This window comes from Bacillus sp. 007/AIA-02/001 (genome assembly GCF_004634455.1).
Classification (GTDB): domain Bacteria; phylum Bacillota; class Bacilli; order Bacillales; family Bacillaceae_G; genus Bacillus_A; species Bacillus_A cereus.
Genome location: NZ_SEIY01000002.1, coordinates 632,249 through 654,170, shown reverse-complemented (window position 1 = coordinate 654,170; position 21,922 = coordinate 632,249). Strand labels below are relative to the sequence as shown.

The window sequence follows — 21,922 nt, the reverse complement described above, 5'->3', positions numbered from 1 at the left end:
ACACAAAAAATACGATTCGTTAATAGATTTTTGTCACATTTTGTTAATTTCTGTTGATAAAATTATTTTTTCTTTCTTATTTAACTAATTGTATGCAAATCCCCTTTTTCCTTCACATATTTTCATTATTTCCGTAATCAAAACGACTTTTTTGCATCATTTTTAATTCTTGCGTACAATAGAAAATGAAAGGTGTGAAAAATATGGTAAATAAAAATGTGGAAGATTATCTCCAAGAAGGCATTTACGGCCAAAAGCAAAACAAACCAGAAGAACGTAATATGTATTTAACTACATTACGTGAGCGTGTGGAAATCGCTTTAACGATCGGTCAAGTAATGCAAAGTAATGTATACTCTGAAGTGGCGGGTAGCATGCGCCCTTCTCAATCATTACAACTCCTCCTAAATGGTGGCATTGCTTACCCACATTTATCAAAATACATTAAATTAGCAAACGAAAAAAATGTTCCTTTTACAATTGTTCAAAATAAAGATACAAAAACACCCATCGGTTTAGTATTAACTCATGCTACTGCTGTAGATAAAGAACAAATTTATGTAGAAGATACTATTTTCAAACAAGAAATGAAGTAAAAGTTACACTTAATTAAATAGTTACTAGCAGCGTAAAAAACGAGTATGGAATCGTAAACATTTCCTACTCGTTTTTTAGTGCAAGTTTTAAGTTTTTCTATTTTATTTTTTAATACATACTAATTTCATTTCTGTCATTTCTTCTATTGCATATTTAATTCCTTCACGCCCCGTACCACTTTCTTTCACACCACCATAAGGCATATGATCTACTCTGAACGTTGGGATATCATTAATCATGACACCACCAACCTCTAGCTCATCAATTGCACGCATTGCTTTAAATAAATTATTTGTGAATACACCTGCCTGTAAGCCGTAACGCGAATTATTTACTTGTTCAATCACTTCATCAAATTCTTTAAATGTATTTACTGTCATGAGTGGACCGAATACTTCTTGGCACTGCACAGATACATGATCTGGAACATTTGTTAATACAGTCGGTTCAAAAATTCTTGCATCCCGCTTCTTACCACCGCATAAAACAGTTGCTCCTTCCTTAATTGCTTCTTGAACCCACATATCAATTCGCTCTACATCTCTTTTTGAAATTAAAGCTGATACATCCGTTTCCTCAAGCAGTGGATCACCAACAACAACTGATTCCATCGCTTTCTTTAGCTTCGAAAGAAATTCATGCATTTTCGTTTCATGTACAAAAACACGTTGTACTGAAATACAAACTTGCCCATTATTAACAAATGCTCCCCATTTTACACGTTCAATTATTTCATCTGTTAACTCTACATCTTCATCAATGATAACAGCAGCATTTGAGCCTAGTTCTAACGTAACTCGTTTTAGCCCAGCCTTTTGTTTTATTCCGATTCCAACTTTTGGACTTCCGGTAAAAGTAATAGAAGCAACGTAATCATTTTTGACGATTGCCTCACCAACCGTGGAGCCAGGACCAGAAATGATATTTAAAGCTCCATTTGGCAATCCTGCCTCTTCAAATAACTCAACTAATGCATAAGATGATAATGGCGTTTGATCAGCTGGCTTTAATACAACTGTATTTCCGGCAGCGATTGCTGGTCCAACTTTATGCGCTACTAAATTTAATGGGAAATTAAATGGTGTAATAGCCCCTATAACCCCAATCGGCTTTCGGATTGTATATGCAATACGCCCATCTGCACCAGGTGCGGCGTCTAATGGCAATGTCTCACCATATATACGCTTCGCTTCTTCAGCTGCAAATTTGTATGTTTGAACAGTACGATCTACCTCTCCCCTTGCAGCACGTATTGGTTTTGCAGCTTCTTTTGCAATAATCTCTGCAAATTCTTCTCTTCTTTCATCCATTTTTTGTGCAACTTTCTCTAAAATAGTCGCACGATCATATGCAGATAATTTATTCATTTTTGTCATTGCATTTTTTGCAGCAGTAACAGCCTCTTTTACATCTTCTTCCGTGCCTTGTGCAATTTCCGCTAATGTTTCTTCAGAATATGGTGCGTACAATGGTTTATACGTGTTTACAGATTTCCAATCTCCATTTATATATAAATGCTTTTTCATACTTCTTCTCCTTCCAAATATATGTATACAACAATACTTCACCTAGTGAAAGGTTTGACTTATGTCATTGTATCATAGCCCTTATCCCTCAAAAAACATTATGCTCAAAAAAACTCTGCTATATAGCAGAGTTTACGAGCTAATTTGCTCTTGTAACGAAATTTGTTTTTCATCTTCTAAAATAACAATCGATTCTACTATCTTTGTAACTTCTAATCTTTTTATATAATGTCCATCTAATTCTTTCACACAAAACTTATAATTTTCAATTTCAATGGAATCCTCTTCAGCAATCTCTATATTCTTCGTTAAAATCCAACCACCGATTGTATCAACACCATCATCATCAATCCCTAAACCAAATAACATATTCACTTCACTAACAAGTACTTTTCCCTCTAGTATCGTCTTCGTTTCACTAACCTTTTGAATTTCTGGCTGCTCATCCGTATCAAACTCATCCTGAATATCTCCAACAATTTCTTCCAGAATATCTTCAACAGTAACAAGTCCAGATGTTCCACCATATTCATCTATCAATATAGCAATATGTGTTCTTTCTTTTTGCATTTTTAAAAACAAATCATGAATTGGAATAGAATCGATAACTAAAATAATTGGTCTCATATATTGCTCTACTGTCTTCTTATTAACAGCTTTATGTTGTACAAATTCAGTAAAAATATCTTTAAAATTCACAAAACCTATTACGTGGTCTTTGTCGCCATCAACAACTGGATACCTTGTATATTTTTCACGAGACATTTTTTGCAAAGCTTCTTCAGCAGGCATCTCTTTACTTATAATATTCATTTCAGTTCGAGGTACCATTATTTCTTTTGCAATGCGATCATCAAATTCAAAAATTTTATTCACATATTTATATTCAGATTGATTAATCTCACCATTTTTATAACTTTCTGAAACTAACAACCGTAATTCTTCTTCTGAATGAACCTCATCATGTCCCTTCGGCGGTTTCAGCCCTAGCAGCTTCGTAATGATTCGAGCTGAACCATTTAATAGCCAAATGAATGGGAATGCAATACGATAAAAGAAAATTAACGGCTTAGAAACAAGTAAACTCACTTGTTCAGATTTTTGAATTGCAAATGTTTTTGGGGCCAATTCACCTATTACAACATGTAAAAAAGTAATTAACAAAAACACTAAAATTACAGCAAAAATGTCTGCTAGTTGAGTAGAGATATTCCAATTTGCAAAAAGCGTATCAAACATTTGCTTTAACGCAGGTTTACCAAACCACCCAATTCCTAAAGCTGTAACAGTAATTCCCAGCTGACAAGCAGATAAATATTCGTCTAAGTTTGTAATGACTGTTTTGACCGATGTTGCACGATTATTTCCTTCTGCAATTAAATAGTCAATTCGTGAACTTCTCACTTTAACAATTGCAAATTCTGCTGCAACGAAAAATGCCGTTAAAGCAATTAAAACAATCACTATACTTATACTATATATGTCCAAATACTTTTCCTTACTTACTTTGTAAGCAAGGAAGCCACCTCCTACTTAATTTTATTCAAGTGAAGTAAGCATTCTAATACTCTAACAAAATTCTACATTAGCAACCACCTTTTTATATATTATATGCATACATAAAAAAGATATTTATCATTATGATAATCTAATTCATTTACACTCGTCAAATTATTCTAAATGTTACGATAAAACATTTTTATTTAAACGAACTATTCTTCTCAACTCAATTTCGTGAAAAAACACTTTCTTTGCCGATTCCACACTTCTTTTGTCGCACTAGAAGGGAACTTACTTCATAGCTCGAAATCATTCAACAGGATATATATAGGAGGGATTATTTTGGAATATAAAACACCATTTATCGCAAAGAAATTAGGTGTTAGCCCAAAGGCTGTTGTCCGGATCGCACAACAATTAAATCTTACGATAGAGAAAAACAAATATGGCCACTTTATTTTCACACAAGAGGATGTCGATCAAATGTTAGAACACCATCGATTTCAAATAGAGCAATCTCAAAATTCTCAATCTACTCAAAAGGCTTCCTCAAATGAAGTTGAGGAATTAAAAACTCAAGTTAATACAATTGTTCAAAACATATTACCCAATGATTTTGAGCAATTAGCTGATCAATTAAACACTATTACGAGAAGACTTGATCGAATGGAAGAACAAATGCAAGATAAGGCAAATGATGTCGTCACGTACCAACTTTTACAACACCGTCGTGAAATGGAGGAAATGTTAGAGCGAATTCAAAAATTAGAAGCTGCCCTAACGAAAGAAGAACCCATTTATATTACTCCTGATTCAAAACCAACATATGAACGAGAAAAGAAACCGAAGCGCCGCAAAATGATTTTTAGTATATTTGGATTATAATTTTTAGACCCTTATTAAAATAATAAGGGTCTTTTTTAATGAAGAGTTATATCCTATACAAATATTATTCTCTTTATTATACATATTCACTTCGCTTTATTTCGTTAACATAATATTTTTACTGTATTCTGCAATTAATGCCTGTGCATGAGCATTCCCTTGAATCACATCACGAAATTCTTTTAAAGAATACAAATGCGTAACCCCTTTTCGAGCATGAATTCTTACTGGTACACCTTGTAAAGTATCATGAAACTGAAATGGATTATCTATTGGCTCAATTGGAAAACCAAGTGTAAGTAAATACATATACATTCTTTTTGTTACTGCTGCAATGTACCATTCAGCTTTTGTTTCTAACGCATGTATAAATAAAATAGCTGTTAGCCTTTTGAAATGTCCTCTCCCACGAGACGTTTTCGAAATACTTAACTTGCCTATTTCATATACATTCTTCAAATCTTTTACTAAATCATTTTTAGAAAACGGATAGAAAAACTCAGAATTTGATTGTTCAGGTACCGTATACTTAATACATTCCACTGTACCAATAGGATGTTCATCTTCTATTAATAAAAATCGTGATGGATTTAAATTACGTTCTACGAACATTAAGTTTCTTTCCTCACAAAAATCTCCCCATAGTTGCTCGAACCCAAAATGTTCTTCCTTTGTTTGAACACGCTGGAACATATTTAACCGCCTTTCCCATCGCCGCTCTGTTTTTGATAACGCTTTCACTATCTATCATATAAAAACAAATCTTCGTATGCAACTAAAAATATTTATGACTTATTATATTCTGCAAAATGAATTAGATTCCAATTTAATCGACTTTTATCCCGCGCTCACATTCCTTTTAATAACACATTTGTATCACTTTTCAAATCTAAATTACATTATGTTTCTTTCCATACAGCATATAATTCTTCTTAATCTAAAGAAATCCTTTATGAAAAAGGATTTCTTTTACTTCTTAATGCTTTTTAACCATTTTTCAAAAATTTGTACCATCCCATGTTTTCCAGCTAATTTCTCTTCCCCTTGTTTCGTCTTATATGGATATAACTGCAAGAAAACACCGCATCCAGACTCAATTTTTTTACTATGCATATGGCTTCCTGGATATACACAAATGACTTCATAAATTGACCTTCGATAATAGACTCGCTTTCCATCCTGTTCTTCTACATACTTTATAGACCAGTACTTATACATTTGCTCAGTTGCTTTCGTATTTCCGACGTGCTGAAAAATATTGTACATCGGACTATACTTCACTTCAATAATAATAGAAGATTTATATACGTATTTCCCATCTTCTTTTACATAACAGTCTAAGCGAATATCTGGCTTCTTCGTATCCTCACCATTGTAAAAATTACTACCTTTACTTAATGCAATAAGAGGATGTGTTTCAATTAAGTCATTAAATGCAACATGCACCTTTATATCATCTCGTTCTAAAACTACTGTCGTTCCATCTTGTAATCCATCTACATAAAAATGTTCTTGTATTTGTTCACGGATAGAGTTTCTAGCTTCAAAACCAATTTGCTCTAAAATTGAAATAACGATAAAAAAAGCGTAATATTCATACACTAAAAACGTTGGCTTATAAACAAATAATAACGATGGAGATTGATCCGTATATTGCGGGAGTACTTCTAAATGATGTAGTAATTGTTGATGTGGTATCGGTAAATCATGTAAGTTCATGTTACTTGTTTCAGTAACTTCCCTCCAAAACGAAGAATGCATTAACATTTGAAAGTATTGTACATTTTCATGCACAATATGCGCCAATATTTTATATTCTTGTATTTTCATTGAGCTCTTTCGTAAATCGGCTTCTTTTAGTAAATGTATATTTTTATATTTTTGCTTCTCTCTATCAGTTACCGATCCATTACGCTCAATTGTTTGTATAATCGTTTTTACGGCTTGAAACTCTTCTGATTTTTTCTTTTTTTCTCTTTCTAAGATTTCAATTGTTTGGCGTAAAAAACTTTTTGCTTCAATTAAATAATGATAAAATTGCATCGCTTTATATTTAAGAAATGCATTTTCCTTACTATTTTTTTGTTCCATAAACTTACGATTATAATGTTTGGCATAAGGTTTTCGTTCTGCCACTATAGTTCCTTTTCTTGTTGGCCTTCGCTCTTTTCCTTCCCATTTATATTCATTTATAAATTTTGAGCTTGATTCTATTTTCTTAAAGATTTGCTTTATCATTTTCATTTTTTGGGGTAACTTTCTAAGTAACACTAAATAAGAAGAATCCTCAATATCGCTAAGTGCAGAGAAGGTCTTTTTATAGTAACCTCTATCCAAAATCAACTCATTTAAAATTGACTTCACATAGTCTTGAATCATTTCAAATTGATCATCAAAAAAGTTTTTCGGTACGATTTGAAATGCGCCATAATACGTTGTATCTTCTATACGCACTTCAAAATGGTATAAACCACAGCGCCATGGATAAAAGAATTCTGTTTTCCCATGTTCATATATTAATACTCTTTGTTTTTTTTCATTTATTTCATATTGAGCCTCTTTTATATTTTTCTGCCCCTCATATACTTTATTCCATATAAAAGTAATATTCATTGGAATTTCATAATTGTACTGCAATCTTATTGGTTTTAATTCTTGTACTTTATAAATACATTGAACTAATGCTGTAGTAGATGTACAAAGACGATTTAATAAAATATAATCTCCTTTCCCCTCATTTCCAATGATTAACTTTAATACAAAAGGGAGCGTTTCATTCGTATCAACGATTTTTGTTTCGTAACGCCCTTCATTTTGCATATCCATACAGCTCCAGTTCTCTACGTTTTTCTCGTATATATGCTAAAGAGTGTTCAAATGTAGATACTCTGTTTGCAAGTGCAGATTGCAAAAGAGGTACTAAGGTCGCCCCCCTTTTTGCTTCTTCAGAAAGTAAAGGCCCAACCATCATTTCGGTCCCTCTGATTTTCGTCAATACACGCTGCTTTATTTGTAAATCAAACCCCTCTTCTCTACTGATCATATAGGTATGATTATTTTGGAAAGGTATGTTTTGCAAATAAGTCGCAATTGCATTTGCACATCGGAAAGAAATTCCCTTAGACGCGTCATGTGATGACAATACGACATGCAACTTATCTAATAGCTCTAATTCTTCTTCAGAAAACACTTCAATCATCGCTTTATTTCTCATCCAATTTATCCGAAATTCTCCCGCTGTTACTTTCAAAGGTGGATGTAATACGACTTTCCCCTGTTCCATGTCCATCTCACAAAACGGAATTTTCTGTAACGTTATTAGGTTCGTTCGATCTAATAATCGATCAGAGAGCTCTTTTGTTGTTTCATCAAAATTCACAGTACCTACAAATATAATATTTTCTCCAATTTCAATTGTTGATGGAATTGAATTCTCTATGTCCTGTACACCCTCATACAAGTTTAAAATACGATTTTTTGTTTCAAGTTCAAGAACAGATAGAAACGGAGTAAACCAATGCTCAATATGAGACATGTTCATTTCATCAAAAACGATTATATACAGTTGATTTGGATTTTCTTTCGCCTTCATTAACGTCCTAACTAACTTCGTTTCACTTTCAATAAAAGTACCATTTGGATGAAGGTAACCAAGTAAATCATGTGGTTCTTGATACGATGGCGAAATCGGAATCCAAACCAACTCTTCCCCATACTGTAACCCTAATGCTTCTGCATAAGTTTGCACAAACCGTGATTTCCCAACGCCCGGTATACCACCAAGAATCGTTAACATATTTGTTTTTACACTTATATGGAAATTATAAATATCCGTTTCATCCAAATATAACCCTTTATTATGCACCATACTTTGTACATACTGTAAAAAAGACGATTCACGCTCATCCCATTCCCATTCATCTTTTTGTACTTTTATATCCTCTACTTCAACTAGCTTACCTTCTTCATGCATTCGTTTTTTTAATTGCTCATACACATAATCACTTACAAAATATAATTGATCTTCTACCGCTATTTCTACATACTTCGTCCAGTCACTGCAGTTTATATATTTACATTCACGTTTCTGTTCAAAATAGGCAATTGAGCTAATTGATGACTTTAGGGATATGTTTCCGTAAAGTCTTCCATCGTGCCACAATAATTCGGGAGGCTCAAAGTCTTTCGGAAATTTTGGCATAAGAAATGATAAATAACCGTTGCTAAGTTTTCGTTCTAAAGATTCTCTTTTTTTATTATTTGTAACTTTAGGTGCCGGAATCATTTTATAGCTGCTTGCTATTTCTTTCGGTTCTTCTGTACATATTAACTCCACGTATACATTTCCTCTTTCATAATAAAGACGAAACATTACTAGTTGCTTTTCTAATTTCCTCTTCTTTAATTCCGAAAAGATTTTTTCATTCTTTTTATTACTACATAACCCTTCAAATACATATGGTTCATTTGTAAATTGTTCCTGTAAAGTGAATGGTATTGGCGATAAGCATTGTACAAAGAAATTCTCTCCACTCTTCTCTTTCTCAGCTTTTGTAAATTTCCCTAAAAATCTCATATAGTACATTCGTTTTATAAAACTTGGCTGAAGAGCTTTATGTAATTTCACCTTAGTCACCTTCTTTTTTCATACTATTCTTAGTGTATGAAAGAAACGAAAAACTAGAAATAAAAAACCTGACGTTATCCGCCAGGTTCAAAATAAAAACTTATATTAATGAGAAGGAAATGCTTTTTTCTCCTGTAAAATTGCATTATGAGCAATTTTCATTTTCGCAAGTACGTAACGTAATCGATCTTCAGCGTTTTCATCTTTACTTATTTGTAATTCCGCCAAATTTTCAACAGAACTTGCTAAATTTTCAATGACTCCTCTTAGTTCAGGATGATGATTAAAAAAAGATTCTTGCACTAATACTTTCCTTAACTCACTAGCTAAATCAATTATTCTAGACAACTGTTCTTTTTCTTCCATTCTCATCCCTCCTGAATATCTTATGTAGTAAATATTCTCTAAACAAAGAAAAAAGCCCTTTAAATGAAAAGGACTTTTTACATTTTTATATTTCCAGTTAATAACATATATATGGATGTGATAGCCGCAACAATAATTGCCCACATCACATACTTCTCTGCACCTACAAAGCAACGGTTCCCTTGTTCTTTTCTTGCAAATGTGTAAACAATAATTCCAATTCCATACACAATTGAAACGAGTAGTAAATTCTTTAAACCAGCTGCATAAAGAAGCCATACAGAGTAAATAGAAGCAATTAAAGCTAACGCTCCGTTTTTTAATTTAGCGTCTTTTAGCTCGTTTGTAATGACTAATTTAAATTGGAATAACGCTGATAATAAATATGGTAATAAAATTGATGTTGAGGCAATGAAATACATAATTTGATATGTTGATTCCGAAAACAAAACGATGATAAATATAGTTTGGGCAACACCATTTGAAATCCATAATGCCATGTGCGGTGTTTGCTTTTTATTTGTTTTCGTAAAGACTTTCGGAAATACGCCATCTTTTCCTGCCACATGAGAAATTTCAGAAACAAGTAAAAACCAACCAATTAATGTACCGACAAGTGAAGCAACTAATCCGATGTTAATCGCAACTGCACCCCATGGACCAACAACGTGCTCTAATACATGCCCCATTGAAGGGGTTTCTAACACAGAAAGTTCGCCTCTTGTCATAGCTCCCATTGACAGGACAGAAATTAAAATATAAATGGACATTACTAAAATAAGTCCCAATACTGTTGCCTTTCCAACATCTCGACTATTCTTCGCTCTTCCAGATAATACAACTGCTCCTTCAACTCCAATGAAAACCCAAAGTGTTACAAGCATTGTATTTTTCACTTGACCAAGTATAGCGGAAAGTGAGATCGTTCCTTCTCCCCAAAAATCATGTGTAAATGTGTCCCAGCGAAAGGCTGTTACCATTACAACAATAAATAAAACGATTGGAACTAACTTCCCTATTGTTGCGATCACATTCATAATAGAAGCTTCACGAATTCCAAATAAAATTAAAAAATGAAGTGTCCATAATAAAAGTGATGCCCCAACGATAGACGCAACATTATTTCCTCCTTTGAAAATTGGAAAGAAATAACCTAATGTACTAAACAGTAACATAATTGTTGCGACATTACCTAAGATTCCTGCTAGCCAATATCCCCAAGCACTATTAAATCCAATATATTCACCGAAACCAGCACGTGCATAACTATAAATTCCACCTTCAAGTTCCGGTTTTTGTCTTGCTAACGTTTGATATACGAGCGCAAGTGGAATCATTCCCATCGCTGTAATACACCAGCCAATTATTATTGCACCACTGTTTGCTCCTACTGCTAAATCATGCGGTAAACTAAAAACACCGCCACCAACCATTGTTCCAACTACTAATGCGATTAATGGAAAAAATCCTAACTTCTTTTCTATTTGTACCACCCCATCTGTCATTCTAGGTGTTATGTTCGTTCAACTATTAAAGTCACCTTTTTCTCTAATAGACGTTTCTCTTATATTTTTTCAGGAAAACATTACTTATTCTAAAAGAAAATGAGCAAAAATGGAATACTTTTTTGAAAAAATGTATAAGTATGCACAAAAAAACCGCTCATTTTGTAATGAACGGCCATTTCAAACATATAAATTTGTATATTTCTTGTAAATTTAACGAAGTAACTTCTCTTTTTGTAAAAATTGTTTTGCGACTTCTTCACTACTTTTACCATTTACGTTAACTTCATAATTCATTTTTCGCATTTCTTCATCTGTAATCTTTCCAGATAATTTATTTAATACCTTTTCAAGTTCAGGATATTTCTGTAACGTTTCTTTTCTTAATAATGGTGCTCCTTGATAAGGTGGGAATAACCCTTTATCATCTTTTAGCACTTTCAGTCCGTATTGCTCCAATTCACTATCTGTTGAATATGCATCAATTACGTTAACATCTCCAGATTCAATTGCGCTATAACGCAGCTTCGGCTCCATCGTTTTAACATTCGAGAACTTATAGTTATATAATTTTTGCATTCCTTTATAACCATCTTCACGATCAGCAAATTCCAATGTAAATCCTACTTTGGCTTCCTGCGCAACATTCCCTAAATCAGAAATTGTATTTATATTCTTTTGATCTGCTATTTTTTTCGGCATAGCTAGTGCATATGTATTGTTATACTCCATTGGCTTCAACATAATCATATTATATTTCTTTTCCATTCCAATGCGAGCCTGCTCATATACTTCATCACGATTTGTACTCTTTGGTTCTTCTTTCACGAAAGTAGATAAAGCTGTTCCTGAAAATTCTGGGTATATATCTACTTCTCCTGATTTCAACGCTTCAAATACAAATGCTGTTTTCCCAAGACCTGGTTTTAATTGTACGTGTAAATCTGTATCTTGTTCAATAAGCTGCTTATACATTTGAATTAAAATTTCAGGTTCTGATCCAAGTTTGCCCGCAATAACAATATCTTTCTTTTCTGTACTCCAAAGAAATGGAGAAGCAATCATTATACAAACAATACATATCGTCAATATAACACGCTTAGAAGAGCGTTTCGGTCGTTCAAGTATGCGAAGTACTATATCAAAGAATAAAGCGAGTAACGCGGCTGGTACGGCCCCTAAAATGATAAGTGCATGATCATTTCGATCTATACCTAATAGTATAAGCTTACCGAGCCCACCTGCACCAATGAGAGCTGCTAATGTAGCCGTTCCAACAATTAATACCATCGCTGTACGAATACCAGCCATAATGATAGGCAATGCAAGAGGAAGTTCTACCTTCCACAATCTTCTCCAACTATTCATCCCCATAGCTTTCGCGGCTTCTATTAAAGATTCATCTAATTCCCTTATTCCTGTATATGTATTTCGTAAAATAGGTAATAGTGCATACACAACTAATGCGATAATCGCTGGAAGTTTTCCGATTCCTACTAATGGAATTAATAGTCCGAGTAATGCAAGTGATGGCACTGTCTGCATTACTGCAGAAGTTCCTATTATAAATTCAGCCATTCGTTCTTTTCTTGTTAATAAGATGCCAAGTGGCACCGCTATAATTACTGCAAAAAATAATGAAATAAGCGATATTTGTAAATGCTCACTTAATGCAGTTAGTAATTCTATTTTTCGTTCTTGGAACGTTTGTATAAAATTAGTCACTGTTTAGCCTCTTTCCTTCATTTGTTCAACAATGTAATTGACAATGTGACGACTTGTTAACGCTCCAATATATTGACCGTTTTTTTCAACTGGAACGACCTCATCATCACGCACACGAACTAACGCTTCTTGTAAAGAAGAATGTAATGATAGCGCCTGCCCTTCTAATTGCACACTTTGATCAAGTGGCAATACATCTGCTATACTTTTCCCCTGATACCAAGTTCGCCCACGATTTCCAATGAATTCCTCTACAAATTCATTTTTCGGATTATGTATAATTCCTTCTGGTGTATCTAGTTGAACAACTTTTCCTTCTTTCATAATACAAATGCGATCTCCAAGTGATAATGCTTCTTGCATATCATGTGTTACGAATACGATTGTTTTTTGAATCTTTTTTTGCAACTGTACAATATCCTTCTGAAGCTGTTCCCTACTTAATGGATCTAACGCACTAAATGGTTCATCCATAAGAACGATTTTCGGGTTTGCAGCTAATGCTCGCACGACACCGACACGTTGTTTTTGTCCTCCTGACAATTCATCAGGCATACGATTTCGATAAATATCCGGATCTAATCCAACCATATGTAACAAGTCATCGACGCGTGCTTTAATTTCTTTTTTGCTCCATTGCCTCATTTCAGGAACAACTGCAATATTTTCAGCAATTGTCATATGAGGAAACAAAGCAATCTGTTGCAACACGTATCCTATATCCCAACGTAATTCGTTTATATTATATTGTTGAATATCTTTTCCATCGATTAAAATCGATCCTTCAGTCGTTTCGATTAAACGATTAATCATCTTCATTGTCGTTGTTTTCCCGCAACCACTCGGACCGATGAGAACAAAAAATTCTCCCTTTTTAATTTCTAAATGCAATGAATCCACTGCTTTCGTGCCATCTTCATACGATTTTGACACATGATTAAATTGAATCACAAATACAACTCCTTTACTGTTGTTTCCTTTATTTTGATGGAATATGGCATTCATTTCAAATGATACGCTTTTAAATTAAAAAAGAGCTCACATTTGAGCTCTAGCGGTCGAACAATATTGTTTTCATAATAGCAGCATATTCGCGAACATACATTTTTCTCTTAGAACGAATTGGTGTTTCAGCAGCTAGTGCCTCCATCTTCATGCCTAAACGCTTTGCAATTATTTTCGTTCGATATAAATGATACGTATTACTTACAACTACCGCATGTTTCACATTATATAAATCCATACTAAACTTTAAGTTTTCATACGTATTTGTAGATTGATCTTCTATTAAAATACGACTCTCATCTATACCGTGTACCATTAAATAGTTTCTCATGCTGTGAGCTTCCGGTATATCTTCATCTTCTCCTTGACCACCTGAAACAATTACTTTCGCTTCAGGATGGGAAAATAAATATTCCAACGCTACATCCAAACGATTTTGAAGAGATAAAGACGGTCTATCTCCAAATAACTTTGCACCCAGTATAAGAACGTACGGAGAGTGATAGCTCAACTTTTCACGAGCAACTTTGTTCATTCTAAACGTCATATAAATGATGTATAGTGGCGGTAATAATAAAATGATAAGAAAGATCCATTTGTTCATAAATAAGTTTGCACTCCCTTTCTTTTTATTATACAGAAAAAGAAAGGGCGGCAGAAGTGTTTTTTAAACGATTGATTTATTAGAAACATTCGCCGCTACTTTACGTTGTGATAGTACATAATAAATAGCGATTCCTAATGAGAAGATCAATATGCAGCTTAATACGTAAAACGGAAGCATTACTCCGGCTTTAGATACACCCGCTGTAAACAGCATTAATAATACAATTCGTATTCCAGTACCAATTAGGCGAAATAAGCTGTCTACACGTCCCATTACTTCGTTTGGAATTTCCTCCATCATCAATACATTTCTCGCCACTCTTGTACCCGCATTTCCAACTGCTTGAAAAATTGCAAGTCCATATAAGAAAATTACGGAAGGTTCAATAATCATTGCGGTAATTGAAATTACATAAATGAACATCGTCATAACGATTGAAACTTCTGTTTTTACATATTTCATTATGAGTGGAATACAGATTCCTGCAACAACCGCTCCGACACCGTACATCATCCCCTCTATTGCGTATACAGAGGCATTGGCTTTAAGTATATCCGAAATATAAACTGGTATTAAATAATTTGCCATCATAACACCTATAAACGGCATATAAGTGGCCAGTAAGAACCAAAAGAGCTTAGGACGTTTTTTCATAAAGTGAATTCCTTCAAACAATTGCTTCTTAAATGTTATTTTTCTTTTCACTTCTTTTTTCTTTACGTACGGTATACATAAGAAAAGAAAAAATGCTCCAGCAAAAGTTAACATGTCTACTAACAAAATCCACTTCAAAGATACAATTTCAATTAAGAAGCTCGCGGCCGCTCCAGAAATAACTTGTGTTAACTGTCCTTGTATTTCCATCGTTCCACTTAAACTTTTATAATGTTCTGCTTGAAATATCTCTTGGTTGAACGCAAATATTGTAGGATAAAATAATAAATAGTAGAATGATCCGGCTATATAAATAAGAATATAGTGAATAGAATGATAAGGTTGCCCAGCAAATCCCCATATAACCATTATTCCGATTACGGCTATTCCGATTCCTTCGTTACATAGCAATAAAGATTTTCTTGAAAAACGATCAATACTTTGCCCAATGAATGGTGTTAATAAAAACATAATGAGGGTTGCAATGATAGAAACATAACCAAATGTTGTCTCTCCTCCACTCTCTTTAATTAACAGCCAAGGAATCGTTATCATAACAATTCCGGAACCAATAGCAGATAGACTATTGGCTCCTAGAATGTAATACAAGCGAGAATCATGATAAAGTGAGGACATATCATTCCACTCCTAGTTGTTTTTTCACCTCTTTATATACGCTCATATATGCTTTCAATTCTTTAACTACATCATGAATTAATGGTTTTGCATCTTCCCCAAGTTCACCATCTTGCACATGTAATCCATCAAGCACAACTTGTTTTGGAATTGCATTTGCATAAACACCTCTAGCGACCGTTCGCATGCTGTTTAATGCATTTATTCCACCTTTACCGCCACCAGCAACCGCTAACAACGCAACTGGTTTATGAATAAATTCACTACTACTTAAGTAATCTAAAGAGTTTTTCAGCGCACCGCTCATCGCATTATGATATTCTGGTGTACATAATACAACCCCATCCGCAGCTTTCACTAACGTTTTTAATTTTTTTACTGCCTCTAAATCACGTTGCGACTCTTCTCCATTGTATAAAGGTAACTCCTCAATTGCTAAATCATATAATTCCCCTTCAAATTGATCCGCAATATATTTTGCCACCACGCGAGTTCTACCAAATTTTCTTGGTGTACCGTTAATAACGACTAGTTTCATGATTATTTCTCCCCTTTGTTTTCAAGTTCTACTTATATATTATCAGAAATTTCTATACAAAACACAATATAAAGAGTTAACTTGTTTCATAAAATAGTATGATAAACAAAAAAGAACTCATACTTTCGTATGAGTTTCGTACAATTACTTTGATTCATCTCTCATGCTCAATGTACCTAAACTTTCATTTGCTTCAAAATGATTATATGCTTTTTCCGCTAATCTTTTCCGTTCTTCTGGTAATTCTATATATTTCATTACGTTTTCAATTATTTTTTCGTACGGAGTAAATACAATTCCTGGCCACTCTACCTCATCTTCTGGATTACTATTTTCGGAAATAATAAATTTCTTATTCGCAACTGCATAAGACACGCGAGGTGTTTCAAGAATTCCTGATAAGTAAAAATGAATATTTAATATAATTTTAGCTCTAGCAATCAATTCATTTCTAACAATTCCCCACGCATTATTTTTAAAAACTATATTTAAATTCGGGGCAATCGCTTTTAGATGATCAAAAATAGCTTGTCGCCTCGGATTAAGAGCACCTATAAACAGAATATCAATATCTTCAATAATCTCATCTTCAAACGCATCTTTTTTTATTTCCAAAGTTGGAGCATAGTTCATTTCTACATGTTTTATTTCTTTTCCTACCCCTTTTTGTTGAAGCCATTCTATATTTTGTTTACTATAATCCCAAATCACTCTATCTTTTAATAATATTAAATAAAGGGGATGCGCATATGGACTTCCTTCGTATAGCTGTTCTAAATTATAAATAATTGCATCTTTCGGAAGAAGATTCGGGTTATATGCGTATGTATGTGCTCCAAAAACAACTGTATTCTTTGCATTTTCCAGTATTGTTTCTGATATAATTACTGTATTTCCCTCCTGCTCCAACCGCCACTTTAAAGCTCGCGCAACATCTATGAAACTACCGTATGTCTTTGGGCATATAAAAAGACAATAATCATATTCTTTATTCAAATAAACTTCCATTAATCTTAAATTATTTTTATATAAATCTACATCTGGATGTTTAAGTACCAACTCATTTGCATGTTTTCTTGCTACTTTATATAATCCAGCATAATAAGCAGCGATGCATCTTCTTAATTCGATTCTTTCCCGGTCCTCATCTAATACATCCATATTTAAAAGAAGATTTGCGATACAATACGCTTTTAAATGATCACGATCATAATAATAGTCTAGTAGTGGCATCAATTCTTCATACGTATTTCCATGCACCGATTCTCCTAGTTCAATCGCCCATCGCATTAATTCCATGATTACTCCACTACTCCTTTAATCGAAAATGTATTTAATAAAATTTCGCATTATTCTCTACTATATTTGCTATATGAAATGGAATCTTTTCTTTTATCGATTCCAAATACTTTTGCGACACCGCCCCTAAATGTTTTTTATGAGGTATATAGAAAGCACTAATAGAAATTTCATAGTCAAATAAGTAATCATACACATGATAATCTACAAATAGTAGATCATCCTTTGGAAAAGGAATTTCCTTCCCTTGCAGAGCATACATCAAAGCAATATTGTTTTGAGATCGTAATCGATACAACCTTGCAAGTTGGTATAATGGTTCAGCCCGGGTTGGTCTATATTCCCAAGCTTTTTGAAAATAAAAAACAGCTAATGCTAAATATTGCTCTTCTTGCCCTTTAACAGTTTCTTTTTCATCAGCATCTGTCACTTCATTTTGTTTATTTGCTGAACGATTTGCTAACTGCTCATAACAAAATCCTATTCGCAATAACGAATAGAATACCTCTTCAACCCATCCTCCTGCTTCCACTCGTTTTTTATACCATTTAATTGAATTCTCAAATTGACTTAAATGAAAATAAGTCTGAGCTAAATAAAATAAATATCTTATATGCAAATCTGGCGTTGTTTCTGGGTCGTTTATTCCTTGTAACAACAACCTCTCATCTCTTTCAAATTTATCAGCTTTGCTCCCGCCATCTCCGGGATCATTCACGACAAGAGTCTCTAACCGAGCTACCCTCGTATTGTAATTCGCTCCAACTTTTGAACGATCTATATCCCAATACTCATGAGTAACACCGACAGATTTCCATGGTAAAGAAGCTTTCAAAAGACGTGTAAGCCAATATTTAATATGAACATCATATTGTAATGTAAGATAATGATCTTCCGTTAAGCTCGTTTTATCGAAATTCGGATCAACCTCTAAAATCATATCCGCATCTAATATTAATAAATAATCTGCTTCTGGGTATGTTTTTTGCGCTAACGAAACAGCTAAGCTTCTGTTATAACCAAAGTTTTTAAACGGCTCATGATGAACCGTCCCAGGTATCTCATTTTCCTTACACCAATTTTCAATAATTTCAGGCGTATTATCCGTCGATCCAGTATCACAAATAGAAACAAAGTCTACAATTGATTTTGTTGCATTTAAACATCTTTCCATAATTCTAGACTCATTTTTGACGATCATACAAAGACATAACTTTTTTTCTTTCTTTACAGACTTCACTTGCTCATTTCCCATTTAACCACCTCATATTTTATTAACACGCTCTTCTCATATGTAACAACATTTCTTAGCTATACTGATGACATAAGCACCCTTTTACTATTTATGAAAACTTCATTTTATTTATTCTTACTTTTATGTTGAGATATATTTCATGCAGCGCTTTATATTTGATACAATCAATACAAAAAAACATAATGCGGGAATCCGTACATTTCAAAGTCTAAGAGGAGGTTATATTTTGTTGGATTACATTTGGCTAGATGACAAATCACCAATTTTAGAACAACTACCAAGCACCTTTAAATCTGCAGCTATATTGCTACACCCTTTTGTCCAAATGCCTTTAGGATGGGAAAAGTCTGTAAGAAAAAGACCATATGTGCACATCTATCCTAGCGCTGAAGAAATCATTCATAATGGGAAATCCGTTTCTTGGAAGGAAATGATGTCTTATAGTGGATTACATTCATACGCAGAATTAGCAATGGCCATGTTGACTTCCATTGGTGCTTATACAGAAGAATATAAAAGAGAGGATTTAGCCGAAAAGCTATATTCAAATTTAAAAAAAGATCTTTATTATCCAACAGAAGATTATACGTCTATATTTTTATTACATAAATTACTTAAACTCCTCGGTTCTAAAGGTGCAAAAAATTTATATTTCTCTGAACCAATTCTTGATACAAACGGATTATTAGAGGTAAATAATACTACTCCATTAGATATTTGGGACATTAGCAATAATGAGTTAATTATTACTGGCGAAGATAATGAGTATGCGTTTATGAGTATATTCGATTCCTTTACAACCTTATTATTAGCTAAAGAAGAAAATATAGAATATATTGTTCATTCAATGAACGTTGAAGCTGTCATTTGTGACAAAAAAACAATGATTGATTGGTATTTTTAAATTAGTAGTTTCTTTTTTATAACATCCTTATTTTTTCACAACTTCATGTCCACCGAACTGATTACGTAGTGCTGAAACTACTTTTCCATGGAATGTATCATCTTCCTGAGAACGATAGCGCATAAATAATGACATAGCGATTACTGGTGCTGCAGCTTGAAGTTCAAGTGCAGTTTCAACAGTCCATTTTCCTTCTCCTGAAGAGTTCATTACACCTTTAATGCCATCTAGTTTCGGATCTTCTGCAAATGCTTTTTCAGTTAAGTCCATTAACCAACCACGGATAACTGATCCGTTCGCCCATACTTTTGCAACATCTTCATAATTGAAATCAAAGTCACTCTTATCTAGTACTTCAAATCCTTCAGCGATTGCTTGCATCATGCCGTACTCAATACCGTTATGAACCATTTTTAAGAAATGACCACTACCAACACGGCCAGCATAAGAATAGCCATTTTCTACTGCTAAATCTTTAAATAAAGGTTCTAATTGGTCGTAAATTTCTTTTTCTCCACCAACCATTAAGCAAGCACCGTATCTAGCTCCTTCTACACCGCCTGATGTACCGATATCTACATAATGTAATCCGAAGCTTTTTGCTTCTTCAGCACGGCGTAACGTATCTTTATAGAATGAATTTCCGCCTTCAATAACGATATCACCTTCATCTAATAACGGATAAACATCTTTTAGTACTGACTCTACAACTTCTCCTGCAGGCACCATTACCCAAATTGTACGAGGAGCTTCTAGTTCAGCGATCATTTCTTTTAATGTATGACGTGCAGTAATTCCTAGTTTTCCTGCCTTTTCAACAAGCTCTTTATTTACATCGTATACAACTACTTCATGCTTGTCTTCATATAAGTGTTCAGCTAATGGGAATCCCATTTTTCCTAATCCAATTAAACCTAGTTTCATATTAATCAATCTCCTATTCTATACAAATATATTTAATATCGAAATTAGCCCAAGTGCTACTACAGATAATATAGTCTCCATTGCAGTCCATGTTAATAATGTTTCTTTCACAGTCATTCCGAAATACTCTTTAATCATCCAAAATCCTGAATCATTCACGTGTGATAAAATTAATGACCCTGCACCAGTTGCAAGTGCTAATAATTCAACATTTACACCTGGTGTGCTTGCTGCAATCGGCGCAACAATACCAGCTGCTGTCATCATAGAAACAGTTGCCGATCCAGTTGCAATTCGAATAAGTGCCGCAATTCCCCACCCTAATAATATCGGTGAAATATGTGATTCTTTCGCCATATCTGCAATTGTCGTTCCAATTCCAGAATCTAATAATACTTTATTAAATGCACCGCCTGCACCAATCACTAACAATATGTTTGCAATAGGTCCAAGGCAATCATTTGTAAATTGTAACACTTTATCTTTTGAGAAACCTTTTGCATATCCAAGACTAAAGAAAGAGTAAATGGTTGCAATTAATAAAGCCACAATCGGATCTCCAATAAAGTGTAATACTTGTGCTAGTTGACTCGTTTTATTTAATGCAACTTCTGCTATTGATGCACCAAGCATAAGAAATACTGGAAGTAAAATTGTAAACAATGTATTCCCAAAGCTTGGAAGCTCTTTTTTATTATCTTTTTCAATAAATTGCTCCGCTATATCTAATGGTACTTCCTTATGTATACGAGCACCAATCCATTTCCCGTAGAGTGGACCTCAAATAATTGCAGTTGGAAGTCCGACAATTAATGCATATAAAATTGTCTTCCCTACATCTGCTTTAAAAATACCAACTGCCGCCATTGCCGCTGGATGCGGCGGCACTAGTCCGTGCACAACGGATAGTCCTGCTACTAGCGGGATACCGATTGTAATAAGTGATACCCCTGTTTCTAATGCAATTGTAAATACTAACGGAATTAATAGTACAAATCCAACTTGGAAAAATACCGGAATCCCTACTAAAAATGCAACGAACATCATCGCCCAGTGAACTCGTTTCTTCCCAAAACGATTAATTAATGTGTTAGCGATACGTTCAGCACCACCAGATTCGGCCATCATTTTTCCAAGCATCGTTCCTAGTGCTAAAACTATTGCTAAAAATCCTAACGTATTACCAAGTCCTAGTTTAATAGAATCAATAATTCCTGGATCTTTTGGTGAAGTTCCAATTAAAGGCATTCCCATTGCTAATCCTACACCAAGTGCTGTTAAAATTAATGCGACAAATGGATGCCATTTTACTACCGTAATAAGTAAAAGTAGTATGACAACTGCCGCTAGTACGATCCCAACTACCATT

18 protein-coding genes and 1 pseudogene are annotated in these 21,922 nt (G+C 33.9%); 3 read left to right on the top strand and 16 right to left on the bottom strand.

What is annotated here, in order from left to right:
* Positions 1 to 203: 203 nt before the first annotated feature.
* Positions 204 to 596 (top strand): YueI family protein, encoded by a 393-nt coding sequence (locus ES895_RS08770; protein ID WP_000247557.1) that lies wholly within the window; start codon positions 204 to 206, stop codon positions 594 to 596.
* Between the two features lie 102 nt (positions 597 to 698).
* Here the strand turns inward: ES895_RS08770 and ES895_RS08765 are convergent, their stop codons facing one another.
* Together ES895_RS08765 and ES895_RS08760 are read right to left on the bottom strand one after the other, a co-directional pair.
* The gene (locus ES895_RS08765) at positions 699 to 2,123 is read right to left on the bottom strand and encodes an aldehyde dehydrogenase family protein (protein WP_135238295.1); all 1,425 of its coding nucleotides are present in this window, start codon (positions 2,121 to 2,123) and stop codon (positions 699 to 701) included.
* 132 nt (positions 2,124 to 2,255) lie between these two features.
* Entirely contained in the window at positions 2,256 to 3,611 is a 1,356-nt protein-coding gene (locus tag ES895_RS08760; RefSeq protein ID WP_001987328.1) for a hemolysin family protein, read from the bottom strand.
* A gap of 354 nt (positions 3,612 to 3,965) precedes the next feature.
* Here ES895_RS08760 and racA point away from each other — a divergent pair, with 354 nt between their 5' ends.
* Positions 3,966 to 4,508, top strand: coding sequence for a chromosome-anchoring protein RacA (racA, locus tag ES895_RS08755; protein WP_000456021.1), 543 nt, complete (start codon positions 3,966 to 3,968; stop codon positions 4,506 to 4,508).
* A 96-nt stretch (positions 4,509 to 4,604) separates the two neighbouring features.
* On the opposite strand, the gene ES895_RS08750 is transcribed toward racA, so the two are convergent.
* From ES895_RS08750 to ES895_RS08695, 12 genes are all read right to left on the bottom strand, one after another.
* A complete protein-coding gene (locus ES895_RS08750) occupies positions 4,605 to 5,201 on the bottom strand; it encodes a hypothetical protein (protein WP_000487795.1) in 597 nt (198 codons plus the stop codon).
* Positions 5,202 to 5,477: 276 nt separating this feature from the next.
* Positions 5,478 to 7,328 (bottom strand): hypothetical protein, encoded by a 1,851-nt coding sequence (locus ES895_RS08745; protein ID WP_001178733.1) that lies wholly within the window; start codon positions 7,326 to 7,328, stop codon positions 5,478 to 5,480.
* A complete protein-coding gene (locus tag ES895_RS08740; RefSeq protein WP_000766197.1) occupies positions 7,318 to 9,135 on the bottom strand; it encodes an AAA family ATPase in 1,818 nt (605 codons plus the stop codon). The genes ES895_RS08745 and ES895_RS08740 overlap by 11 nt, the downstream gene beginning before the upstream one ends.
* 105 nt (positions 9,136 to 9,240) lie before the next feature.
* The gene (locus tag ES895_RS08735) at positions 9,241 to 9,501 is read right to left on the bottom strand and encodes a hypothetical protein (RefSeq protein WP_000391445.1); all 261 of its coding nucleotides are present in this window, start codon (positions 9,499 to 9,501) and stop codon (positions 9,241 to 9,243) included.
* Between the two features lie 77 nt (positions 9,502 to 9,578).
* Positions 9,579 to 11,006, bottom strand: a complete 1,428-nt coding sequence (locus ES895_RS08730) for a basic amino acid/polyamine antiporter (RefSeq protein ID WP_000129448.1) — start codon at positions 11,004 to 11,006, stop codon at positions 9,579 to 9,581.
* 213 nt (positions 11,007 to 11,219) lie between these two features.
* The gene (locus ES895_RS08725) at positions 11,220 to 12,731 is read right to left on the bottom strand and encodes an ABC transporter permease/substrate-binding protein (protein ID WP_000181014.1); all 1,512 of its coding nucleotides are present in this window, start codon (positions 12,729 to 12,731) and stop codon (positions 11,220 to 11,222) included.
* Between the two features lie 3 nt (positions 12,732 to 12,734).
* Positions 12,735 to 13,682: an ABC transporter ATP-binding protein gene (locus ES895_RS08720; protein ID WP_098318256.1), complete on the bottom strand. Its 948-nt coding sequence runs from the start codon at positions 13,680 to 13,682 to the stop codon at positions 12,735 to 12,737.
* A 100-nt stretch (positions 13,683 to 13,782) separates the two neighbouring features.
* Positions 13,783 to 14,340: a YdcF family protein gene (locus ES895_RS08715; RefSeq protein ID WP_001045713.1), complete on the bottom strand. Its 558-nt coding sequence runs from the start codon at positions 14,338 to 14,340 to the stop codon at positions 13,783 to 13,785.
* Between the two features lie 63 nt (positions 14,341 to 14,403).
* The gene (locus tag ES895_RS08710; protein WP_000097161.1) at positions 14,404 to 15,633 is read right to left on the bottom strand and encodes an MFS transporter; all 1,230 of its coding nucleotides are present in this window, start codon (positions 15,631 to 15,633) and stop codon (positions 14,404 to 14,406) included.
* Position 15,634: 1 nt separating this feature from the next.
* Positions 15,635 to 16,171 (bottom strand): NADPH-dependent FMN reductase, encoded by a 537-nt coding sequence (locus ES895_RS08705; RefSeq protein WP_000780355.1) that lies wholly within the window; start codon positions 16,169 to 16,171, stop codon positions 15,635 to 15,637.
* Positions 16,172 to 16,315: 144 nt separating this feature from the next.
* The gene (locus ES895_RS08700) at positions 16,316 to 17,470 is read right to left on the bottom strand and encodes a CgeB family protein (protein WP_000422324.1); all 1,155 of its coding nucleotides are present in this window, start codon (positions 17,468 to 17,470) and stop codon (positions 16,316 to 16,318) included.
* A 34-nt stretch (positions 17,471 to 17,504) separates the two neighbouring features.
* Positions 17,505 to 18,725 (bottom strand): glycosyltransferase, encoded by a 1,221-nt coding sequence (locus ES895_RS08695; protein ID WP_000526236.1) that lies wholly within the window; start codon positions 18,723 to 18,725, stop codon positions 17,505 to 17,507.
* Between the two features lie 139 nt (positions 18,726 to 18,864).
* On the opposite strand from ES895_RS08695, the gene ES895_RS08690 reads away from it, so the two are divergent.
* Positions 18,865 to 19,629 (top strand): DUF2711 family protein, encoded by a 765-nt coding sequence (locus ES895_RS08690; RefSeq protein ID WP_135238294.1) that lies wholly within the window; start codon positions 18,865 to 18,867, stop codon positions 19,627 to 19,629.
* Positions 19,630 to 19,656: 27 nt separating this feature from the next.
* Here ES895_RS08690 and gnd read toward each other — a convergent pair whose 3' ends face one another.
* Both gnd and ES895_RS08680 read right to left on the bottom strand, forming a co-directional pair.
* Complete coding sequence (gene gnd / locus ES895_RS08685; protein WP_000765995.1) at positions 19,657 to 20,553, bottom strand: phosphogluconate dehydrogenase (NAD(+)-dependent, decarboxylating); 897 nt, start codon at positions 20,551 to 20,553, stop codon at positions 19,657 to 19,659.
* 18 nt (positions 20,554 to 20,571) lie between these two features.
* Positions 20,572 to 21,921: pseudogene (locus tag ES895_RS08680) on the bottom strand (GntP family permease).
* Position 21,922 lies beyond the last annotated feature (1 nt).

Bases quoted from the DNA above. Each gene is read 5' to 3' on its own strand.
- ES895_RS08770 (WP_000247557.1), top strand. From the start codon at position 204: ATGGTAAATAAAAATGTGGAAGATTATCTCCAAGAAGGCATTTACGGC.
- ES895_RS08765 (WP_135238295.1), bottom strand. From the start codon at position 2,123: ATGAAAAAGCATTTATATATAAATGGAGATTGGAAATCTGTAAACACG.
- ES895_RS08750 (WP_000487795.1), bottom strand. From the start codon at position 5,201: ATGTTCCAGCGTGTTCAAACAAAGGAAGAACATTTTGGGTTCGAGCAA.
- ES895_RS08745 (WP_001178733.1), bottom strand. From the start codon at position 7,328: ATGCAAAATGAAGGGCGTTACGAAACAAAAATCGTTGATACGAATGAA.
- ES895_RS08735 (WP_000391445.1), bottom strand. From the start codon at position 9,501: ATGGAAGAAAAAGAACAGTTGTCTAGAATAATTGATTTAGCTAGTGAG.
- ES895_RS08730 (WP_000129448.1), bottom strand. From the start codon at position 11,006: ATGACAGATGGGGTGGTACAAATAGAAAAGAAGTTAGGATTTTTTCCA.
- ES895_RS08715 (WP_001045713.1), bottom strand. From the start codon at position 14,340: ATGAACAAATGGATCTTTCTTATCATTTTATTATTACCGCCACTATAC.
- ES895_RS08710 (WP_000097161.1), bottom strand. From the start codon at position 15,633: ATGTCCTCACTTTATCATGATTCTCGCTTGTATTACATTCTAGGAGCC.
- ES895_RS08705 (WP_000780355.1), bottom strand. From the start codon at position 16,171: ATGAAACTAGTCGTTATTAACGGTACACCAAGAAAATTTGGTAGAACT.
- ES895_RS08700 (WP_000422324.1), bottom strand. From the start codon at position 17,470: ATGGAATTAATGCGATGGGCGATTGAACTAGGAGAATCGGTGCATGGA.
- ES895_RS08695 (WP_000526236.1), bottom strand. From the start codon at position 18,725: ATGGGAAATGAGCAAGTGAAGTCTGTAAAGAAAGAAAAAAAGTTATGT.
- ES895_RS08690 (WP_135238294.1), top strand. From the start codon at position 18,865: ATGCAGCGCTTTATATTTGATACAATCAATACAAAAAAACATAATGCG.
- gnd (WP_000765995.1), bottom strand. From the start codon at position 20,553: ATGAAACTAGGTTTAATTGGATTAGGAAAAATGGGATTCCCATTAGCT.